The 15,696-nt window shown below is 49.5% G+C and carries 17 protein-coding genes; 14 read left to right on the top strand and 3 right to left on the bottom strand.

Features of this window, described 5'->3' with window-relative positions; translation table 11 throughout:
• Window positions 1-40 precede the first annotated feature (40 nt).
• Genes ACKTT9_RS35565 through ACKTT9_RS35555 form a run of 3 tightly spaced genes read left to right on the top strand, consistent with a single transcriptional unit; the run spans window position 41 to window position 3,140 of the window.
• Complete coding sequence (locus ACKTT9_RS35565) at window positions 41-1,876, top strand: APC family permease (RefSeq protein WP_407869712.1); 1,836 nt, start codon at window positions 41-43, stop codon at window positions 1,874-1,876.
• A gap of 56 nt (window positions 1,877-1,932) precedes the next feature.
• Window positions 1,933-2,193, top strand: coding sequence for a YqkE family protein (locus tag ACKTT9_RS35560; RefSeq protein WP_407869711.1), 261 nt, complete (start codon window positions 1,933-1,935; stop codon window positions 2,191-2,193).
• Window positions 2,190-3,140 (top strand): polysaccharide deacetylase family protein, encoded by a 951-nt coding sequence (locus ACKTT9_RS35555; RefSeq protein ID WP_407869710.1) that lies wholly within the window; start codon window positions 2,190-2,192, stop codon window positions 3,138-3,140. The genes ACKTT9_RS35560 and ACKTT9_RS35555 overlap by 4 nt, the downstream gene beginning before the upstream one ends.
• 8 nt (window positions 3,141-3,148) lie before the next feature.
• Here the strand turns inward: ACKTT9_RS35555 and ACKTT9_RS35550 are convergent, their stop codons facing one another.
• Window positions 3,149-3,364 (bottom strand): hypothetical protein, encoded by a 216-nt coding sequence (locus ACKTT9_RS35550; RefSeq protein ID WP_407869709.1) that lies wholly within the window; start codon window positions 3,362-3,364, stop codon window positions 3,149-3,151.
• A gap of 186 nt (window positions 3,365-3,550) precedes the next feature.
• Here ACKTT9_RS35550 and ACKTT9_RS35545 point away from each other — a divergent pair, with 186 nt between their 5' ends.
• The 3 genes from ACKTT9_RS35545 to ACKTT9_RS35535 all read left to right on the top strand — a co-directional run bounded on the left by ACKTT9_RS35545 (window position 3,551) and on the right by ACKTT9_RS35535 (window position 6,218).
• A complete protein-coding gene (locus tag ACKTT9_RS35545; protein WP_407869708.1) occupies window positions 3,551-4,963 on the top strand; it encodes a hypothetical protein in 1,413 nt (470 codons plus the stop codon).
• A 254-nt stretch (window positions 4,964-5,217) separates the two neighbouring features.
• Window positions 5,218-5,790, top strand: a complete 573-nt coding sequence (locus tag ACKTT9_RS35540; RefSeq protein ID WP_315952949.1) for an NUDIX hydrolase — start codon at window positions 5,218-5,220, stop codon at window positions 5,788-5,790.
• Complete coding sequence (locus ACKTT9_RS35535) at window positions 5,787-6,218, top strand: DUF1284 domain-containing protein (protein ID WP_407869707.1); 432 nt, start codon at window positions 5,787-5,789, stop codon at window positions 6,216-6,218. Before ACKTT9_RS35540 ends, ACKTT9_RS35535 begins: the two co-directional genes overlap by 4 nt.
• Window positions 6,219-6,552: 334 nt before the next feature.
• On the opposite strand, the gene ACKTT9_RS35530 is transcribed toward ACKTT9_RS35535, so the two are convergent.
• The gene (locus ACKTT9_RS35530) at window positions 6,553-7,203 is read right to left on the bottom strand and encodes an SOS response-associated peptidase (protein ID WP_407869706.1); all 651 of its coding nucleotides are present in this window, start codon (window positions 7,201-7,203) and stop codon (window positions 6,553-6,555) included.
• 91 nt (window positions 7,204-7,294) lie between these two features.
• The gene (locus ACKTT9_RS35525; RefSeq protein ID WP_407869705.1) at window positions 7,295-8,398 is read right to left on the bottom strand and encodes a GGDEF domain-containing protein; all 1,104 of its coding nucleotides are present in this window, start codon (window positions 8,396-8,398) and stop codon (window positions 7,295-7,297) included.
• A gap of 51 nt (window positions 8,399-8,449) precedes the next feature.
• Here ACKTT9_RS35525 and ACKTT9_RS35520 point away from each other — a divergent pair, with 51 nt between their 5' ends.
• The 8 genes from ACKTT9_RS35520 (at window position 8,450) to ACKTT9_RS35485 (ending at window position 15,695) form a co-directional block, all read left to right on the top strand.
• Window positions 8,450-10,732, top strand: coding sequence for an ATP-binding protein (locus ACKTT9_RS35520; RefSeq protein WP_407869704.1), 2,283 nt, complete (start codon window positions 8,450-8,452; stop codon window positions 10,730-10,732).
• A gap of 118 nt (window positions 10,733-10,850) precedes the next feature.
• Window positions 10,851-11,429: a DUF4255 domain-containing protein gene (locus tag ACKTT9_RS35515; RefSeq protein WP_246069387.1), complete on the top strand. Its 579-nt coding sequence runs from the start codon at window positions 10,851-10,853 to the stop codon at window positions 11,427-11,429.
• A gap of 12 nt (window positions 11,430-11,441) precedes the next feature.
• Complete coding sequence (locus ACKTT9_RS35510; protein WP_407869703.1) at window positions 11,442-12,245, top strand: hypothetical protein; 804 nt, start codon at window positions 11,442-11,444, stop codon at window positions 12,243-12,245.
• A 125-nt stretch (window positions 12,246-12,370) separates the two neighbouring features.
• Window positions 12,371-14,104: a phage tail sheath subtilisin-like domain-containing protein gene (locus ACKTT9_RS35505; RefSeq protein WP_315952955.1), complete on the top strand. Its 1,734-nt coding sequence runs from the start codon at window positions 12,371-12,373 to the stop codon at window positions 14,102-14,104.
• Window positions 14,105-14,146: 42 nt separating this feature from the next.
• Window positions 14,147-14,581: a phage tail protein gene (locus ACKTT9_RS35500; protein ID WP_127458508.1), complete on the top strand. Its 435-nt coding sequence runs from the start codon at window positions 14,147-14,149 to the stop codon at window positions 14,579-14,581.
• Between the two features lie 85 nt (window positions 14,582-14,666).
• Window positions 14,667-15,044: a phage tail assembly protein gene (locus ACKTT9_RS35495; RefSeq protein ID WP_127458507.1), complete on the top strand. Its 378-nt coding sequence runs from the start codon at window positions 14,667-14,669 to the stop codon at window positions 15,042-15,044.
• Window positions 15,041-15,244 (top strand): DUF6760 family protein, encoded by a 204-nt coding sequence (locus tag ACKTT9_RS35490; protein WP_326061659.1) that lies wholly within the window; start codon window positions 15,041-15,043, stop codon window positions 15,242-15,244. Before ACKTT9_RS35495 ends, ACKTT9_RS35490 begins: the two co-directional genes overlap by 4 nt.
• A 7-nt stretch (window positions 15,245-15,251) precedes the next feature.
• A complete protein-coding gene (locus ACKTT9_RS35485; protein ID WP_127458505.1) occupies window positions 15,252-15,695 on the top strand; it encodes a phage tail protein in 444 nt (147 codons plus the stop codon).
• Window position 15,696 lies beyond the last annotated feature (1 nt).

Genomic DNA, 15,696 nt, shown 5'->3' with positions numbered 1-15,696 from the left:
ATCAAGCTGAAAACTAGGTTATTTGGAGGAATTTCACAGCATGACAAGTGACTCATTGAAAAAGATTGTATTCGGCAAACCGCTGAAATCAGCGGAGCTGGAATCTGAGAAAATGCAGGTATGGAAGGCTCTGCCCATCCTGTCATCAGATGCCCTGTCTTCGGTAGCCTATGGCACGGAGCAAATTTTGCTAGAGCTTGCAACTGTTGGGGTTGCTGCTTTTGCGTTCTCATTGCCGATTGCAATCTCGATTATTGCTTTAATCATGCTTCTTGTATTAAGTTATCGCCAAGTGATTGAGGCCTATCCGATGGGCGGCGGAGCTTACATGGTGGCCAAGGAAAATTTGGGCATGATGTCGGGAAGGCTCACTGGGGTTTCACTGTTGATTGATTACACGTTAACCGTTGCGGTTTCGATTTCAGCAGGTGTGCAGGCGATAACGTCGGCTTTCCCAGTTACGGTGCCTTACATTGTCCCCATAGCCTTAGTGCTGGTCTGGGTGATGGTTTGGCTGAATTTGCGGGGCACTTCTGAATCCGGAACGGTGTTCGCGATTCCAACGTACTTTTTTATCCTGTGTATCTTACTGCTGATCGGCAAAGGGATCTTCGATATGCTGACAGGATCCATGAATATGCATGAATTCCAAGTTGTTCCCAGCTCGATGACGAGCTCATTGACTTTGTTTGTAATTCTAAAAGCTTTTTCATCAGGCTGCTCGGCCGTGACAGGGATCGAGGCGATTTCTGATGCGGTGCCGCATTTCCGTACGCCCTCTGTCAAGAATGCCAAGAAAACCTTGGCTTCGCTTGGTACACTGTTGGCGATTGTCTTCGGGGGCGTCACCTTGCTGAGCTTGGGTTATGGAATTGCACCTGACCCGCATGGACATACTTCGGTCTTGTCGATGGTTACGGAGCAAGCGTTTGGCCGTGGCGTCATGTATTATGCCACACAGATTGGCACCATGCTGATTCTGGTATTGGCTGCGAATACTAGCTTCAACGGATTTCCGATCTTGGCGTCCATTATGGCTCAGGATAAAAACTTTCCGCGCATGTTCTCGTACCGGGGAGATCGGTTGTCGTTTCACTACGGGATCGTAACGTTAGGTGTTTTGGCAAGTATTTTGCTCGTCATTTTCAAAGGAAAAACCGATGCACTTATTCCACTTTATGCGATTGGCGTCTTTTTATCTTTTACCCTGGCCCAAAGCGGTTTGGTCCGCAAATGGTTCAGAGAACGTCCGGCCGGCTGGATCGGCAAGTTCGTTATTAATGGGTTAGGGGGAATTGTTTCCCTTGCCGTTCTTATTATTTTCTGTATCACCAAATTTAGTGAAGGCGCTTGGATTGTTATTATTGTGACGCCGCTATTGCTTTGGGGAATAACCAAAATTAGCAATCACTATGATGATGTAGCCAAACAGCTTCGTATTGATATCACACAAGAACGGGTATGCGTGAAGGAACCTGTGATCATTGTACCTGTTGCGGGTATTCACCGCGTAGTGGCGCAATCTTTGAACTATGCCAAATCTTTATCTCCCAATGTCATTGCCTTCTACGTCTCGTTTTCGGATGAGGATGAAGAAGCGATGCAGGAGAAATGGGATAAGTGGGATCCGGGTGTTCGGCTTGTCGTGTTCAAATCCCGTTATCGGACCATTTTGAAGCCGCTGGCTGAGTTTATTGAAAGAGTCGATACCCATGTTTCGGAAAAGCAATCGATCATGGTGATCCTGCCCCAGTTCATGCCGAAAAAATGGTGGCACCGCTTGCTCCACAATCAGTCTGCCGCACGTATTCGCTCGAAGCTGCAAGCCGATAAAGATATCGTCGTTGCGACGGTGCCCTATCATTTGCATGAGTAGAAGTGTACAATAAAGGGGTATAACGGATGTAGAAATGGAACAGAGGTGAACCCTTTATGGCAAAAAAGAAATGGTCTAACACAACCGCTGAACCTAGCGCGCAAGATAAACCTGCGACACTCAAAGATTTGCTGCGCCCTGATATCTTAGCGGGGCTGAAGGCTCAGGCTGATGCGATGAAAGCTGAGGAGCAGGCTCGCAAAGAGGCTGCCAGAGCAGAAGCAGAGGCTGCGCGCAAGGCGGAAGAGAAGCGGCTGGAGAATGATTTCGGCCACCTGCTCGAGAAGAGCAAGCTGGATTGGAGAAAACACAAATGAGGAAGCGCATGGTGTGCTTCCTTTTTCTTTCGAGTGCGTTGATAGCGCTTACAGGTTGTGGAGTGGAAAGAGGGCCGATGAAGCTTGCGGACGAAGCGGCAGTGTCGGAAAAGCCGGATTCTGTTGTATCTGCAACGCCGGTTGTGCAAAGCACCGTCACTCCAGTTCCCTCTTCGAAAGTGATGTCGACAGACATATCAGCACCAACAGACGCACCACGCTTACCTGCCAAGTCGCCTTCGCTTGCCCAGACCTTAGTGGAACGGTACCAAAAGGCAGTTCCGACCAAATGGGGCGAGAACATCCCCGGTGTACGGACACATCTTGTGACGCAGGATAAGGTGATTGCCCTAACCTTTGATGCTTGCGGCGGCAAAGAAGGCAGCGGTTACGATGAGAAGTTGGTCGATTATTTAATCAAGGAGCAAATTCCGGCGACCTTGTTTGTTAATGCGAGATGGCTTGCTGCCAATCCGGACATTTTTGCCAAGCTGGCGGCGAATCCGCTGTTTGAAATCGAAAACCACGGGACCGAGCATCGGCCGCTCTCTGTGAATGGCCGAGCCGCATATGGCATCGCAGGAACCAAAGATGTGAGCAATGTGATTCGGGAAGTAACGGAGAACGCCGATGAGATCGAGAAACGGACGGGGAGGCGGCCGCTATTTTTCCGCTCAGGCACGGCCTTCTACGACGATATCGCCGTCGACATTGCCCACGACCTGGGCTTCCAGTTGGCGGGCTATAACGTACTTGGCGACGCTGGAGCTACATTTAACACGGAGCAGGTCTACCATGCGCTTATTAAGGCTCGAAGTGGCTCCATCGTTTTGGCGCATATGAACCACCCTGAGAAAGACACGGCTGAAGGCGTCATGAAGGCCATACCTGTTATGCAGAAGGCGGGCTTTCGATTTGTTTTACTTTCAGCTTATCCCGTAGAGTGAAATAAACGTTACCTTTTTTTCATCTCAAAAAACTCGCACTCATCCCGATCATAGTAAGCTAAATCAGCAACACGAGATTGCAAAACCACGGTCGTTTCGCTGAAACGAAGGACGATCGCATTCGAGTCGACAATATGATCGTCTTTGAAAACTCGGACAAAAACACCTTTTTCCACAGCCTCCTGAAAATCGGAATCCGTCACTAATCGTTGGTTACCGGCCATACTCAGCATTCTCCTTGCATGTGTAAAATAGTTCTTCAATTGTACCACAACGAGCCAACAAACTCCCGTTCTCCACGAACGCCTACTCTTCGCCCAGCATAGAATGTAGCACCAAAGAGTCTATTTCTTGCAATTGACGAAATGGACTCCCAAATGCTGCATAGGCAGAGAGGATGCGTGATCCCGATGGACATTCAATTACTGCCGATTCATTGGGTATATCTAGTATTTATTGGTTTTATTCTTACCTTTTTAATTAAACGCAGAGACACCACGATGATTTGTGTGGTTGGGATTTTTGCGTTGGGTTTACTAGCAACGGAAACCTTAAGCGGTTCCGTATCCGGGGTGTTCAACAGCTTTATTTATGCAACCAAAGAGTTGATGGGAACGATTATGATTATTTCGATCATCGTAGCGATGAGCCGTGTGCTTATTCGCACGGGCATCAATGAAACGATGGTTGCTCCATTGACTCATTTTCTAAGGACGCCGGCGCTTGCTTTCTGGGGTATCGGGATTATCATGATGGTAACTTCCTGGTTCTTCTGGCCGTCTCCCGGTGTTGCGCTCATAGGAGCGGTACTGCTGCCTGTGGCGGTACGTGTGGGTTTACCAGCATTAGGCGCAGCCATGGCGATGAACTTGTTCGGACACGGGATTGCGTTATCAGGGGATTACATTATTCAAGGGGCGCCTAAATTAACTGCCGATGCCGCCGGATTGCCGGTAACCGCGGTGATGGAGGCCAGCGTGCCGCTTGTTATTGTCATGGGGCTTGTGACAACGGTAACTGCTTTTTGGATGATGCGGCGGGATATCAAAAACGGGACATGGCGCGACGGTCTTGTGACGAGCGGTAACGGGGACAAGGATTCGTTGCTCTCCTCCGAGCAAGATGCCAAGTCCAGTATGTCTTCAAAAATGAGAAAAACACTCGCGGTGATCATTCCGATCCTGTTCGCATTAGATGTAGTTGCGATGTTCGTCCTTAATCTACAAGGTGGGGATGCCACCGCGCTTGTCGGTGGTACCGCCGTGTTCATTCTCATCGGCGTTACGCTGCTGGCTCATCGCAGCAAAGGGCTGGAGCAAACGACTTCCTACCTCATCGAAGGTTTCGTCTTCGGGTTCAAAGTCTTCGGTCCCGTGATTCCAATCGCCGCGTTCTTTTATCTCGGCGATGCTGCTTTCACGGAGCTGTTCGGTAAAATATTGCCGGCAGGCTCGCACGGCATTGTGAACGACCTCGGCGTCGCGCTCGCAGGCGTCGTTCCGTTGAACGGCGCGGTCGGCGCCGTGACGCTCACTGTCGTGGGCGCGATTACCGGCCTCGACGGCTCCGGCTTCTCCGGCATCTCCCTCGCGGGCTCGATTGCGCAGCTCTTCGCAACCGCCATCGGCTCCGGTGCAGCGGTGCTGACCGCGCTCGGGCAAGTAGCCGCCATCTGGGTCGGCGGCGGTACGTTGATTCCGTGGGCGCTTATTCCGGCAGCGGCCATCTGTGGAGTTAGTCCGTTTGAGCTGGCGCGACGGAACCTGCTGCCTGTGCTGATCGGCCTTGCCGTAACGACAGTTGTTGCTATGTTTTTGGTGTAGATTGCAGCAAGAGCCTCCGATTTGGGAAATGTCTTTAAGCTTAGCTTAAATGACATTGTCCAGTTGGAGGCTCTTTTTCTGCCTTTTGACACGGCTGAATTAGCCCAATTGGGAGATATCACAAGACTAGCGCAGATAGTATCTCCTAAAGCGGTTACAATGAACGCAGAACGAACGGGATCGGATTTGCCTATCCCTCATCGGAAGCAGTAAGCTTACATACAGATGACTACATGAATTTGGAGATGAGACGAATGGAAGCAAAGTTTTGTATGACATGTGGAGCTCCGATGGAGACGCGCGATGTGGATGGTACGATTAGAAGAGCTTGCACGGCGTGCAGCTTTGTACACTGGGGCAACTACAGTATTGGTGTAGGTGCACTCGTTACCAAGGATGAGAAGATATTGCTTGTACGCAGAGCGCAAGAGCCCGGCAAGGGGAGATGGACGAATCCCGGCGGCTATATTGAGCAGCATGAGCTGATCCAAGATACCATTGAGCGGGAAGTGATGGAGGAGTGCGGCATTACAGCCAAGGTCACTCGTCTGGTCGCTGTGCGAGATTTGCCTAGAAACATTCATAATGTGTACATAGCTTTTGAATTGGATTATGTCAGCGGAGAGCCTGTGCCTGATGGGGTAGAGGTGGATGCGGCAGGCTTTTACAGCCTTCAGGAGATGGAATCGATGCCGGTAGCGGATTTCACGCGTTGGTTGATCGATGTTGCGCTGCATTCTACGACCGTTGGTCTTGTTGAAGATAAAGAGCCTATTGTAAAAATGGACGGGTACGGATTGTACCGCATCCCCAAGGTCCAAGTATGACGAAGCCGATCGGTCTCCGGGGGCATCACCTGCTTTGTTTGTTAGGGTACCGGGGAATGGGATATTCCAAGGAATTCTGTGAAAATATGACGCAAGTATACGAGACACTGCGGGAGCAGCCGGAGACGACCATTCGTGTCGTCCTTGGACCCGATGATCTATGCGCAGCCTATCCGACGGATGAGGTGCCGCATTGCGAGAATAGAACGGTCTATGATCGCGATGCAGAAATCGTAGCCAAACTTGGCTTACAAGTGGGGATGGAGCTAAGTTGGTCCGAGATTTGCTCCAAAGTAGCTGGTTATGTGAAGCCGGAGGACATTGGCCACCTGTGCGCCACATGCCGCTGGGAGCCTTATGGCGTATGTGCCGAAGGCGTGCGCTTGATTGGGGAGGGCGGCGAGCTGCCGCCTGTCGCTAAGAAATAGCTGGGATTTCTCGGCTCGGGTTCAGACACCAACACCGCCACCGACACCAGCACCAGCACCGACACCCAGAGTTAGAGGAACTACAGTCCTCTATTTTCCCAAAAGCGTTCATTTGGCATCCCAATGGGAACTACGGTCCGTTATTTTGCCGATTTTAGCCCAAATGTAAGCTTCTGCGGGCAAATAGAGCCCTGTAGTTCCACTCCGCCTCTAAAAACAGCAAGTTTCGCTGAAATAGCGGCCCGTAGTTCCCCTACGAAGCAAGCAACACAGCTCCAGCTGCCACAACACACAAAAAAGCGATACAAGAATGAATCTTGTATCGCTTTTTCTTTTAGGCCAATACGCTGATGTCCGATCCCGTCTCCAGCTTCTCTGCCGGAGAAGACAACACATTCGCCACCATAAGCAAATCGTCAACGGGGCGAAGGAAAGAGCGGAGCAAGCGGCTGTCCTTCATGTCGGGATCCAACCATTTATCGGCCTGCTCTTGATCAAGAATGGCAGGCATGCTGCCATGGTAAGGGGAGACCAGCGGGTTCGCTTCTGTCATCAGCATCATGCAGGTGCGAAGCTCCTCCTCACCGCTTGGCGCTCGCCATACATCGTATAAGCCGGCAATGCCGAAAGTGCCGCTGCGCATTTTGAATTTCACCCACTGGGTCTCTTTGCCCTCCGTTACACGGATATAGAACCCGCTGCAGGGAAGGATGCAACGCTGTTTTTTGATGATGCGCTCGAAGGCTGTGTTCGTAAAGATCGAATCGCGCTCCCCGCAAACAGCATCTTTGGCCCAAAATGGCATGAGCCCCCAACGGAATTCATCCAGAAGACGCTCTCCCTTGCGATTGATCATAACAGCAGATACCGACTCCGTAGGCGTGACCTCATAACGATTAGCGGTATAGGACAGCAGGCGGTCGATACGGAATTGTTTCATGACGTCATTGACGTCAGCAAGAATGGATACGGAATGACACATCATTATTCACCTCATTTGATTTTGGTTATTATTTTCCTATTTCACCAAAATCATGTATGCGAATATAAAAAAACTGAGAGCTTTACGCCCTCAGCTACCCTGTGTATGGATCGGATAAATAGGTATGAATGCAATTTTTCCCATTTCTCTTGGCAATGTATAAACACTCGTCGACCTGCTGAAACCAGGCTTTCTTCATTGTGTTGCGGTTATAAGGCGCGAGTCCCATGCTCATCGTCAACGGCCGCCCTGGCATCTCCGGAATTTCGGTTTCACGGATAATCTGCATGAAGGATTCGCATACCGCCAGCACTTCCTCGTGGGTCTTGCCAACAAACAGCACCGCAAATTCCTCGCCGCCATACCGGAACGACATATCGTCTGGTCCCAGCATATCCTTGAGCAGTCCGCCAATCGTTTTGAGTACAACGTCCCCGACCCAGTGTCCGTATGTGTCATTGATTTTTTTGAAATTATCGATATCCATCAAGGCAAGCTCCAACGGCGTATCATAGGGCATATGCGAAATGAGATGATCCGTATGCTCTTGAAAGGAGCGGTGGTTAAACAACTCTGTTAGCGCATCTACCTTGGAAAGCCGGTCAATCATGACGTTGCGAATGAGCAGATCCTGCTCGCGCAGGGTGGAGGCTCCAAGCTGAGCATGCATCATGCGGCCTTTCCTCATAATGGCGAAGCAGACAAGGGCTGTAGCGGATAGCACCGTGAGCGAAACGATAATTTCAGAAGGCGTAATGAGATAACCTTTGTACACCTGGCTAAGCACTAAGGCGGTTAAACTTGCAAGACCTAAACTATAAGCGAAAATAATATATTTCTTTTGAAAATAAACCGAGGATAAAATAATCGGAATGCTAACTAATTCGTAAGAGCTCATCAGCTCAGGGATACACATAATATAGATACAAACCATGGTCATGGTCCATATAATCATGATAAAATCACTGTATCTTTTGAGGAAATGAATGGCCAGATAACCGGCGCCCATGAGGGCAAGCTGCAAGCTAGTCGGAATGACTTGGAATTGCAGGAAGCTATGAAGCCACTGGGTTGGCTGTCCATAGATATCAAAGAGAAAACCGATCATAGCTGCTACTTCATAGGTAAGCAAGATCCACCATAGAAGATGGATGAGTTTTCGGTTCCAAATATGATCGTTTTCCGGAAGTTGTTCCATCAGAAAAAGGCCACTTTCCTTTCATGCTAGCAAATAGTGGAAATATTTTTTGTGCCTTGTGAGACCATTGTAAAGAATAACCACCCGATTAGGCAAGCGATGAAAATTATTAATAGAAACACCAGGAGGGCTATGGCAGCTCAAGGTTATATACACGCATGGGAACATTATAAAGACGAGCTCGTTTTGCTGGATAAAAAGCTGGAGCTTCTCTATAAGCGCCGGCAAAAGCTTACCTCCGATCCGCAGACGGATTCGTTTCGCGGGATGTTTGTGTCCGAAGATGAATTCATTCGTCTGATTGGCGAACAGGAGACAGACGAAGACCTTCAGGAGGAGGAGCAGTTTCTCTTGGAGGACATTCAAGAGATGGAAGCCTATATAGCCGGAAGGCTCGAAGAAAGCCGTAATACAGGCGTATTTCTGCCATTGTCGTATGCAGCCTCCGTATTTGGGCTTTCCCCAATGGAGGAGCGCTTCGTCATGTTAGGGCTTGCGGTGGAATTAGACCGCAAATATGAACGCATCTTCGGCTTCTTGCAAGACGATCTAACCAGCAAGACGCCTAATATTTCTTTGGCGCTGCAAGTTGCGTGCAGCAGTCCGGAGGACATGCGTGCTGCGCGCACAACCTTCATGGCTCCCGAGGGCCGATTGGCGCGATACATGCTGCAGCGTGAAGAACACGAGTTCAAAGGCCAATCGCTGCTCTCCAAGCCGCTGCTGCTGGACAAGCGAATCATAGCGTTTCTGCTAGATTCCGGGGAAGTCGACCCGAAGCTGAAGCCGGCGGTCGAGATGGTGTATCCGGACGACGAGCTCGCCCCCTTGCTCGTTCAAGAGGATTTTCAGCAGCGACTGCGGGGCTTCATTCACGAGGAGCAGCAACTGCCGGCAGCTGAGCGCAAAAGGCTCGCATTCCACCTCTGGGGGAATGCGGGCGCAGGCAAGAAGCTGCAGGTCAAGCACTTCAGCAGCCATTTCAACAAGCCGCTGCTGATCGCTAATCTTGCAGATGTGCTGCTGCACGCCGCAAGCTTCGAGGACCAGGTGAGCGCCATCGTGCGCGAGGCGATTTTGCATCAAGCCGTGCTGTGCTTCACACGGCTGGAAGAGCTTTACCCCGAAGAGCCGGATCTTGCGGCGCAGCAGCGGCTCGGGCGGTTTCACGAGCTGCTCGACGGCTACGGCGGCATGATCTTTTTGTTAGCCGGCAAATACAGCCGGCTGAACTGGAAGCCCAAGGAGCGGCTGCTCCTTGAGCATGAACTGCAAGTGCCGGACGAAGGCGGGCGTGAGCGCCTTTGGACGGCATTCGCGCGCGAGCTCGGCGTGAGCGCAGGCCTGGATGCCCGGGTGATGAGCGGGAAATTCCGCTTCACCCCGGGGCAAATCTACCGCGCGCTGACGCTTGCGCGCGGGTACTCCGCCTGGCAGCGTAAGCCCCAGGCGGAAGCCAACCCGGCGGCGCTGCGCACCGACGCGCTCTATAAGGCGTGCTACCAGCAGGTGCAGCACAAGCTGGAGCGCAAAGCGACGCGCATTGAGCCTCGCTATCAGTGGGCGGATATCATTCTCGCCCCTGAGCAGAAGGATCAGCTCCGCAATGCGTGCAATCAAGTCAAATACCGTGGCGTCGTGTACAACGACTGGGGGTTTGAGAAGAAGCTGGCCTACGGAAAGGGGCTCAGCATGCTGTTCGCCGGCCCGCCGGGCACGGGGAAAACAATGTCAGCGCAGGTGGTGGCCGGCGACTTGCAGCTTGAGCTTTACAAAGTCGATCTGTCGCAAGTAATTAGTAAATATATCGGCGAGACGGAGAAAAATTTGCACGAGATTTTTGAAGAAGCGCAGCTTAGTAATGCCGTGCTGTTCTTCGATGAAACCGATGCCCTCTTCGGCAAACGGTCGGAAGTGAAAGATTCCCATGATAAGTATGCCAACATTGAAACGGCCTATCTTTTGCAGAAGATGGAAGAATATCAAGGTATCACGGTGCTCGCTACGAATCTATTAAATAATATTGATGAAGCGTTCCTGCGCCGGATCAACTACGTGATCAAATTTCCATTTCCTGATAGCGAGTATCGCGAGAAAATCTGGCAATCCATGTTCCCTCCAGCGGCGCCTCTCAGCGATGATGTCGATTTCCGATATTTGGCGCAGCGGTACGAAATTGCCGGAGGAAACATTAAGAATGTCGTCCTCTCCTCCGCCTTTCTTGCCGCAGAAGCGGGCGAACCGATCCGGATGCAGCATATTATTAAATCCATTCGCCATGAGCTTCAGAAGTCGGGTAAAATCTTGGCCAAACAGGAATGGGAAGATTATTAGAAATTAATATAACTTTCTATAGTCAGTCTAGCGATTTGCAATTATAATAGAAAAAGGTACACAATGTGACATATTCCCTACCATTTCTACACAAAACATAGGTATTTTGAGGCAGGAAGTGATTCCTATTGGCGATTATTCAGTCATTGCCGATGTAAGCGCATCTTTAGTGAAGCTGCTTAGAGAAAACATGACACCGGATCCCATTCCGCAACCGGAGATGATCGGGCTTGCTTCGCCTGTCGATAAAGGGGATTTCTACTTATCTCTTTATTTGTACAACGTTCGCGAGAGCGGGGATAACCGGCAGACCCACATGATTGCCCGAGGGACGACACAGATTCAGTACCCTCCTATGGTGGTGGATCTCAGCTACTTGCTGACCGTACATTCACCAGCCGAACTTCAATCCAGAGCGCTCGATGAGCATCGGATTTTGGGACGGGCCATGCAAGTGCTCTATGATCATTCAATTCTTAGAGGTTCAATGACCGTAGGAACGCTTGCTGAGAAAGATGAAGAAGTTCGCATCGTGATGGAGCCCCACAAAGGCGAAAGCATCCTGAATATGTGGAACTTCGCAGACACCCCGTACAGACTTTCTGTCAGTTATACTGTGGGGCCAGTCAATATTGATTCAACCCGCATCAAGACCACCAAAAGAGTTTCGGAAACCGATTTTCGCATTCAAGGCTAGGGGGCAATGGTTGTGGAACATATTCGCGTATCACGATTGAAAACCCGTGTATCCTTAGTTGTTTGCGTAATCGATGCCATGACCTCACAAACTCCTCTTGGCAACAACACGACCACCGTATTTCTTGAAGGCACCCGTTCGAAAGCAATTAGTAAATCGAATGGTTCCTATATATTTAATGATTTACCGCCCGGTGAATACCACCTAGTGGTAAGCAGCGAGCACTATTTTCAAGAACAAACTCTAATCACTATAGGAACCGACAATATAATAGAGGTTGTTCAGTTAAAACCGCTGCCTTCCTATCCGTTTTCCCAAGGGGCTGGGCTTATCCGTGCCATGCTTCAGGATGCGGCTGGAGCTCCAGTGCGTAATGCCAGTTTGCAGGCCACGGTTCTGACTGAAGAGTGCGCCAGGGCTCGCGTTATGGCAGAACAACTGGATAGGGGCGCGGAAGAGATAACACTAGGGGCGTTTACAGGTGTTATTTCTGCAGGTGATACATACATACTTCGAGGACGAGGTGCTAAAGCCGCAGAGGAGATCATCCAGATTGCGGAAGTTGTCGAGCATCAGAAACGCTTTCGGTTGAAGAAAAAGCTGACTAAAGCGTTTGCTAGAGGCTCCCTTTTGCTGCCTGTCCAAGAAACACGAGTTACAGAGCGCGGAGAGGCTGTGATTGCTTTTCGTGGCAATCGGATTTCGGCTTTTCAGACAACATTGGTTATTACATATGGTTCTAACAAGCATTTGACGAAGGAAGTTCTTGTAACGGAAGGAACGACCGCCAATCTTGGCGTTATTCGTCTGACCTAACCCTAATTAGTAGAATGGACACGTCCATCTTCTATACAAAAATGACAAGCAGAAAGGAGAGAACTGGTTTCACGTCTATGGCTGCGCAATTGATATGAATGCCATATTGACGGAACTGGGGAACAATGGCTGACTATTTATCACCTGGAGTCTATGTGGAAGAGTTTGACAGTGGTGCACAACCGCTTGAAGGTGCAAGCACAAGTACGGCCGGGTTTATAGGGCTTGCGCAAAGAGGGGAAATTGAAGGTGTCCCTCAATTGGTAACGAGCGTAGCTGATTTTCATCGTTTATTCGGCAGCTACTTGTCCGAGAACGAATTCGGCGAGTATCGCTTCCTTTCTTACGCTGTTGAGCATTTCTACTTAAACGGAGGTTCCCGCTGTTACGTTATGCGTGTAGCGCCAACCGATGCAAAAGTAGCAACGAACAAAGCGGAAAGCAACAAAGAATCCGCCGTTCTCCAAATTGCTTCCAAAAACCCTGGAACATGGGGCAACCAAGTTCGTATCGTCGTTGTGCCATCCAGCAAAGCCAAAACACAAATCTACGAAGTGCTTAGCGAAACGCAATACCGTGTGAAAAATAACGCTGGCTTTAACGTAGGCGACGTTGTTGCTTTCGAAGCAGCTGGCAAAAAGCAATACAGTAAAGTTATCGCATCCCAAGATAACATCATTGAGCTTGCTGTAGAGCTGGAAGGCGATGTTGTAGACGCTGGTCTGCTTCCTGCCAAAGTTTTGACAACTTGCGAATTCACTTTGCATGTATTTTACGGCGACGAAGCTGAGACTTACGAGAAAGTATCCTTGAACATCTCAGCAGCTAACCATATCGAGAAAATCGTTTCCCGTTCCAACATCATTACGGTGAAGGATTTGACAGAAGGTAAAGATCTTGGCGCTGTCGCTCCTTTCGAGGTGCTTTCCGGCGAAGATGAATCCGTTGGGAAATTCCAAATCGCCCTGTCAGGCGGAAGCAACGGTTCCATCGCACAAGTAACGCCTGATATCTTCATGGGTGTTGACCGTGGACCTGGCAAACGTACAGGGATTCAGTCTTTCATCGACAACGATGTTGTCAGCATCATGGCTATTCCTGGTGTAACAGAACCTACCGTTCAGCTTTCTCTGGTTGCTCACTGTGAAAACCTAGGCAGCCGTTTCGCTGTTCTTGACATTCCGCGCGAGAAAACTAAAGTTGCTGACGTTATGACGCACCGCAACATTTTTGACAGTTCTTACGCAGCGATGTACAATCCTTGGCTTCAAGTGTTCGATCCATTAGATAAAAGAAATATTTCCATCCCGCCTTCAGGGTCTGTTATCGGTATCTACTCCCGTTCCGACCAAACGCGTGGCGTGCAAAAAGCGCCTGCTAACGAAGTCGTTCGCGGTGCCGTTGGTCTGGACTGCCAATATAACAAAGGCGAGCAAGATATTTTGAACCCGCAAGGCGTTAACTTGATTCGTGCTTTTGCCGGACAAGGAATTCGCGTATGGGGTGCTCGTACAACGTCCTCTAACGGATTGTGGAAATATGTTAACGTTAGACGTTTGTTCATCTTTATTGAAGAGTCCATCAAGAATGGCACGAACTGGGTCGTTTTCGAACCGAATGATGAACAGCTTTGGGCTCGTGTACAACGTACCATTGATGCGTTCTTAACGCGTGTTTGGAGAGATGGCGCTTTAATGGGCGGAAGTCCGTCTGAAGCGTTCTACATTAACATTGGTCGCAGCACAATGACACAGGATGACATTGACAATGGCCGACTCATTTGTGTGATCGGGGTAGCGCCGGTGAAACCTGCCGAGTTCGTGATCTTCCGCATTACTCAGAAAACAAGAGAAGAATAGTTGAAACGTTAGATATTTCTTACATTAGGAAAGGGGTATAACATGGCTGGCGAACGTAGGGATCCATACCGCAATTTTAGATTTAGAATTGAAGTAGAAGGAATTCAGCAAGCTGGATTCAGTGAAATCTCCGGATTTGACGCTTCCCTTTCGGTAATTGAATACCGTGAAGGCAATGAAACGATTACACCTCGGAAGCTTCCGGGGCTTGCGAAATACGGTAACATCTCACTGAAGTGGGGCGTTACAGATTCCATGGATATGTACAACTGGATGTCCGAGTCCATTCAAGGGAAAGTGTCCCGCAAAACGGTTACGATCATCGCGATCAACGAAGAAGGCGGCGACGTAGCAACTTGGCAGGTTATTGAAGCATGGCCGTCTAAGTACTCAGCACCAAGCTTCAAAGGTACAGGCAATGAAGTTGCCATTGAGAGCTTAGAGCTTGCTCATGAAGGTATGACACGTACGAAGTAATGCTTGTTAGAGTAGGCGCCGGAGCAGCAGTTTCCGGTTCCTATCTCTTCTTTTTTTCAGCTTAAAGCATAAGGAGGAAACCATCATGGCTTTCAAAACAGAATACGAATTCGAACTGCCTAGAGGATATGTCGATGAGAATGGTAACCTGCACAAAAGAGGCGTTATGCGGTTAGCGACAGCTGCAGACGAAATTTTGCCTATGCGTGATCAACGCGTTCAGCAAAACCCTGGTTATCTGACCATTATCTTGTTAACGCGTGTCATTACGAACCTTGGCGATCTTCGTGCTATCGATACAAGAGTTGTTGAGAAATTTTTTACGGCGGATCTCGCCTTCCTGCAAAACTTTTATCGTCAAATTAATGAAATGGAAGTGCCGAGAGTGCACACAAGCTGTCCGAAATGTGAGCATGAGTTCGATGTGGACGTGTCTTTTTTGGACGAGATGGCGGGGGCATAACCGGATATCCCATTGACAAGATCTATGAGGAAGCGGGCTTTATTGCTTACTATTTTCATTGGACGCATGATGAAATCATGTCAATGGAACACAAGGAGCGCCGAACGTGGTGCGAGGAAATTTCCCGCATCAACCGCAATTTGAATGACGAGGGTAAAAAGCAGCCTGACAATCCGTTTGATGTGTTCGGTAAGAGGTGAGTAACAAGTGAAAATATCCAAACCGCATAATGTTGGCAGCGCATTTCGATTCGTGGTAGAGCTTGACGGGCTGATCGTCGGAGGTTTCTCTGAAGTAACCGGCATGAAGTCGGAGACGGAGGTAAAGCCCTTATGGGAAGGCGGCGTCAATTCGCACCCCCACTACATGATCGAACATACGAAGTATCCGAACATTGTGCTCAAAAGAGGCATCACCAATTCCAGTGAACTGTGGGATTGGTACGATAGCGTTACTCAAGGCAAAATCAAACGAAAAAACGGCTCCATTATTCTGCATAATCAAGCGGGAACGGAGATGTGCCGTTGGAATTTCTTTGGAGCATTTCCCGTGAAATGGAACGGGCCGGATTTGAACGCTACCAGCGGAAGTGTGGCCATTGAGTCTATCGAGCTGGTACATGAAGGTTTGAAGACGATTTTTAAAAAGTAAA

Source organism: Paenibacillus sp. P36, assembly GCF_045866505.1.
Taxonomy (GTDB): Bacteria; Bacillota; Bacilli; order Paenibacillales; family NBRC-103111; genus Paenibacillus_E; species Paenibacillus_E chondroitinus.
This window is presented reverse-complemented; position numbering and strand designations above follow the sequence as displayed.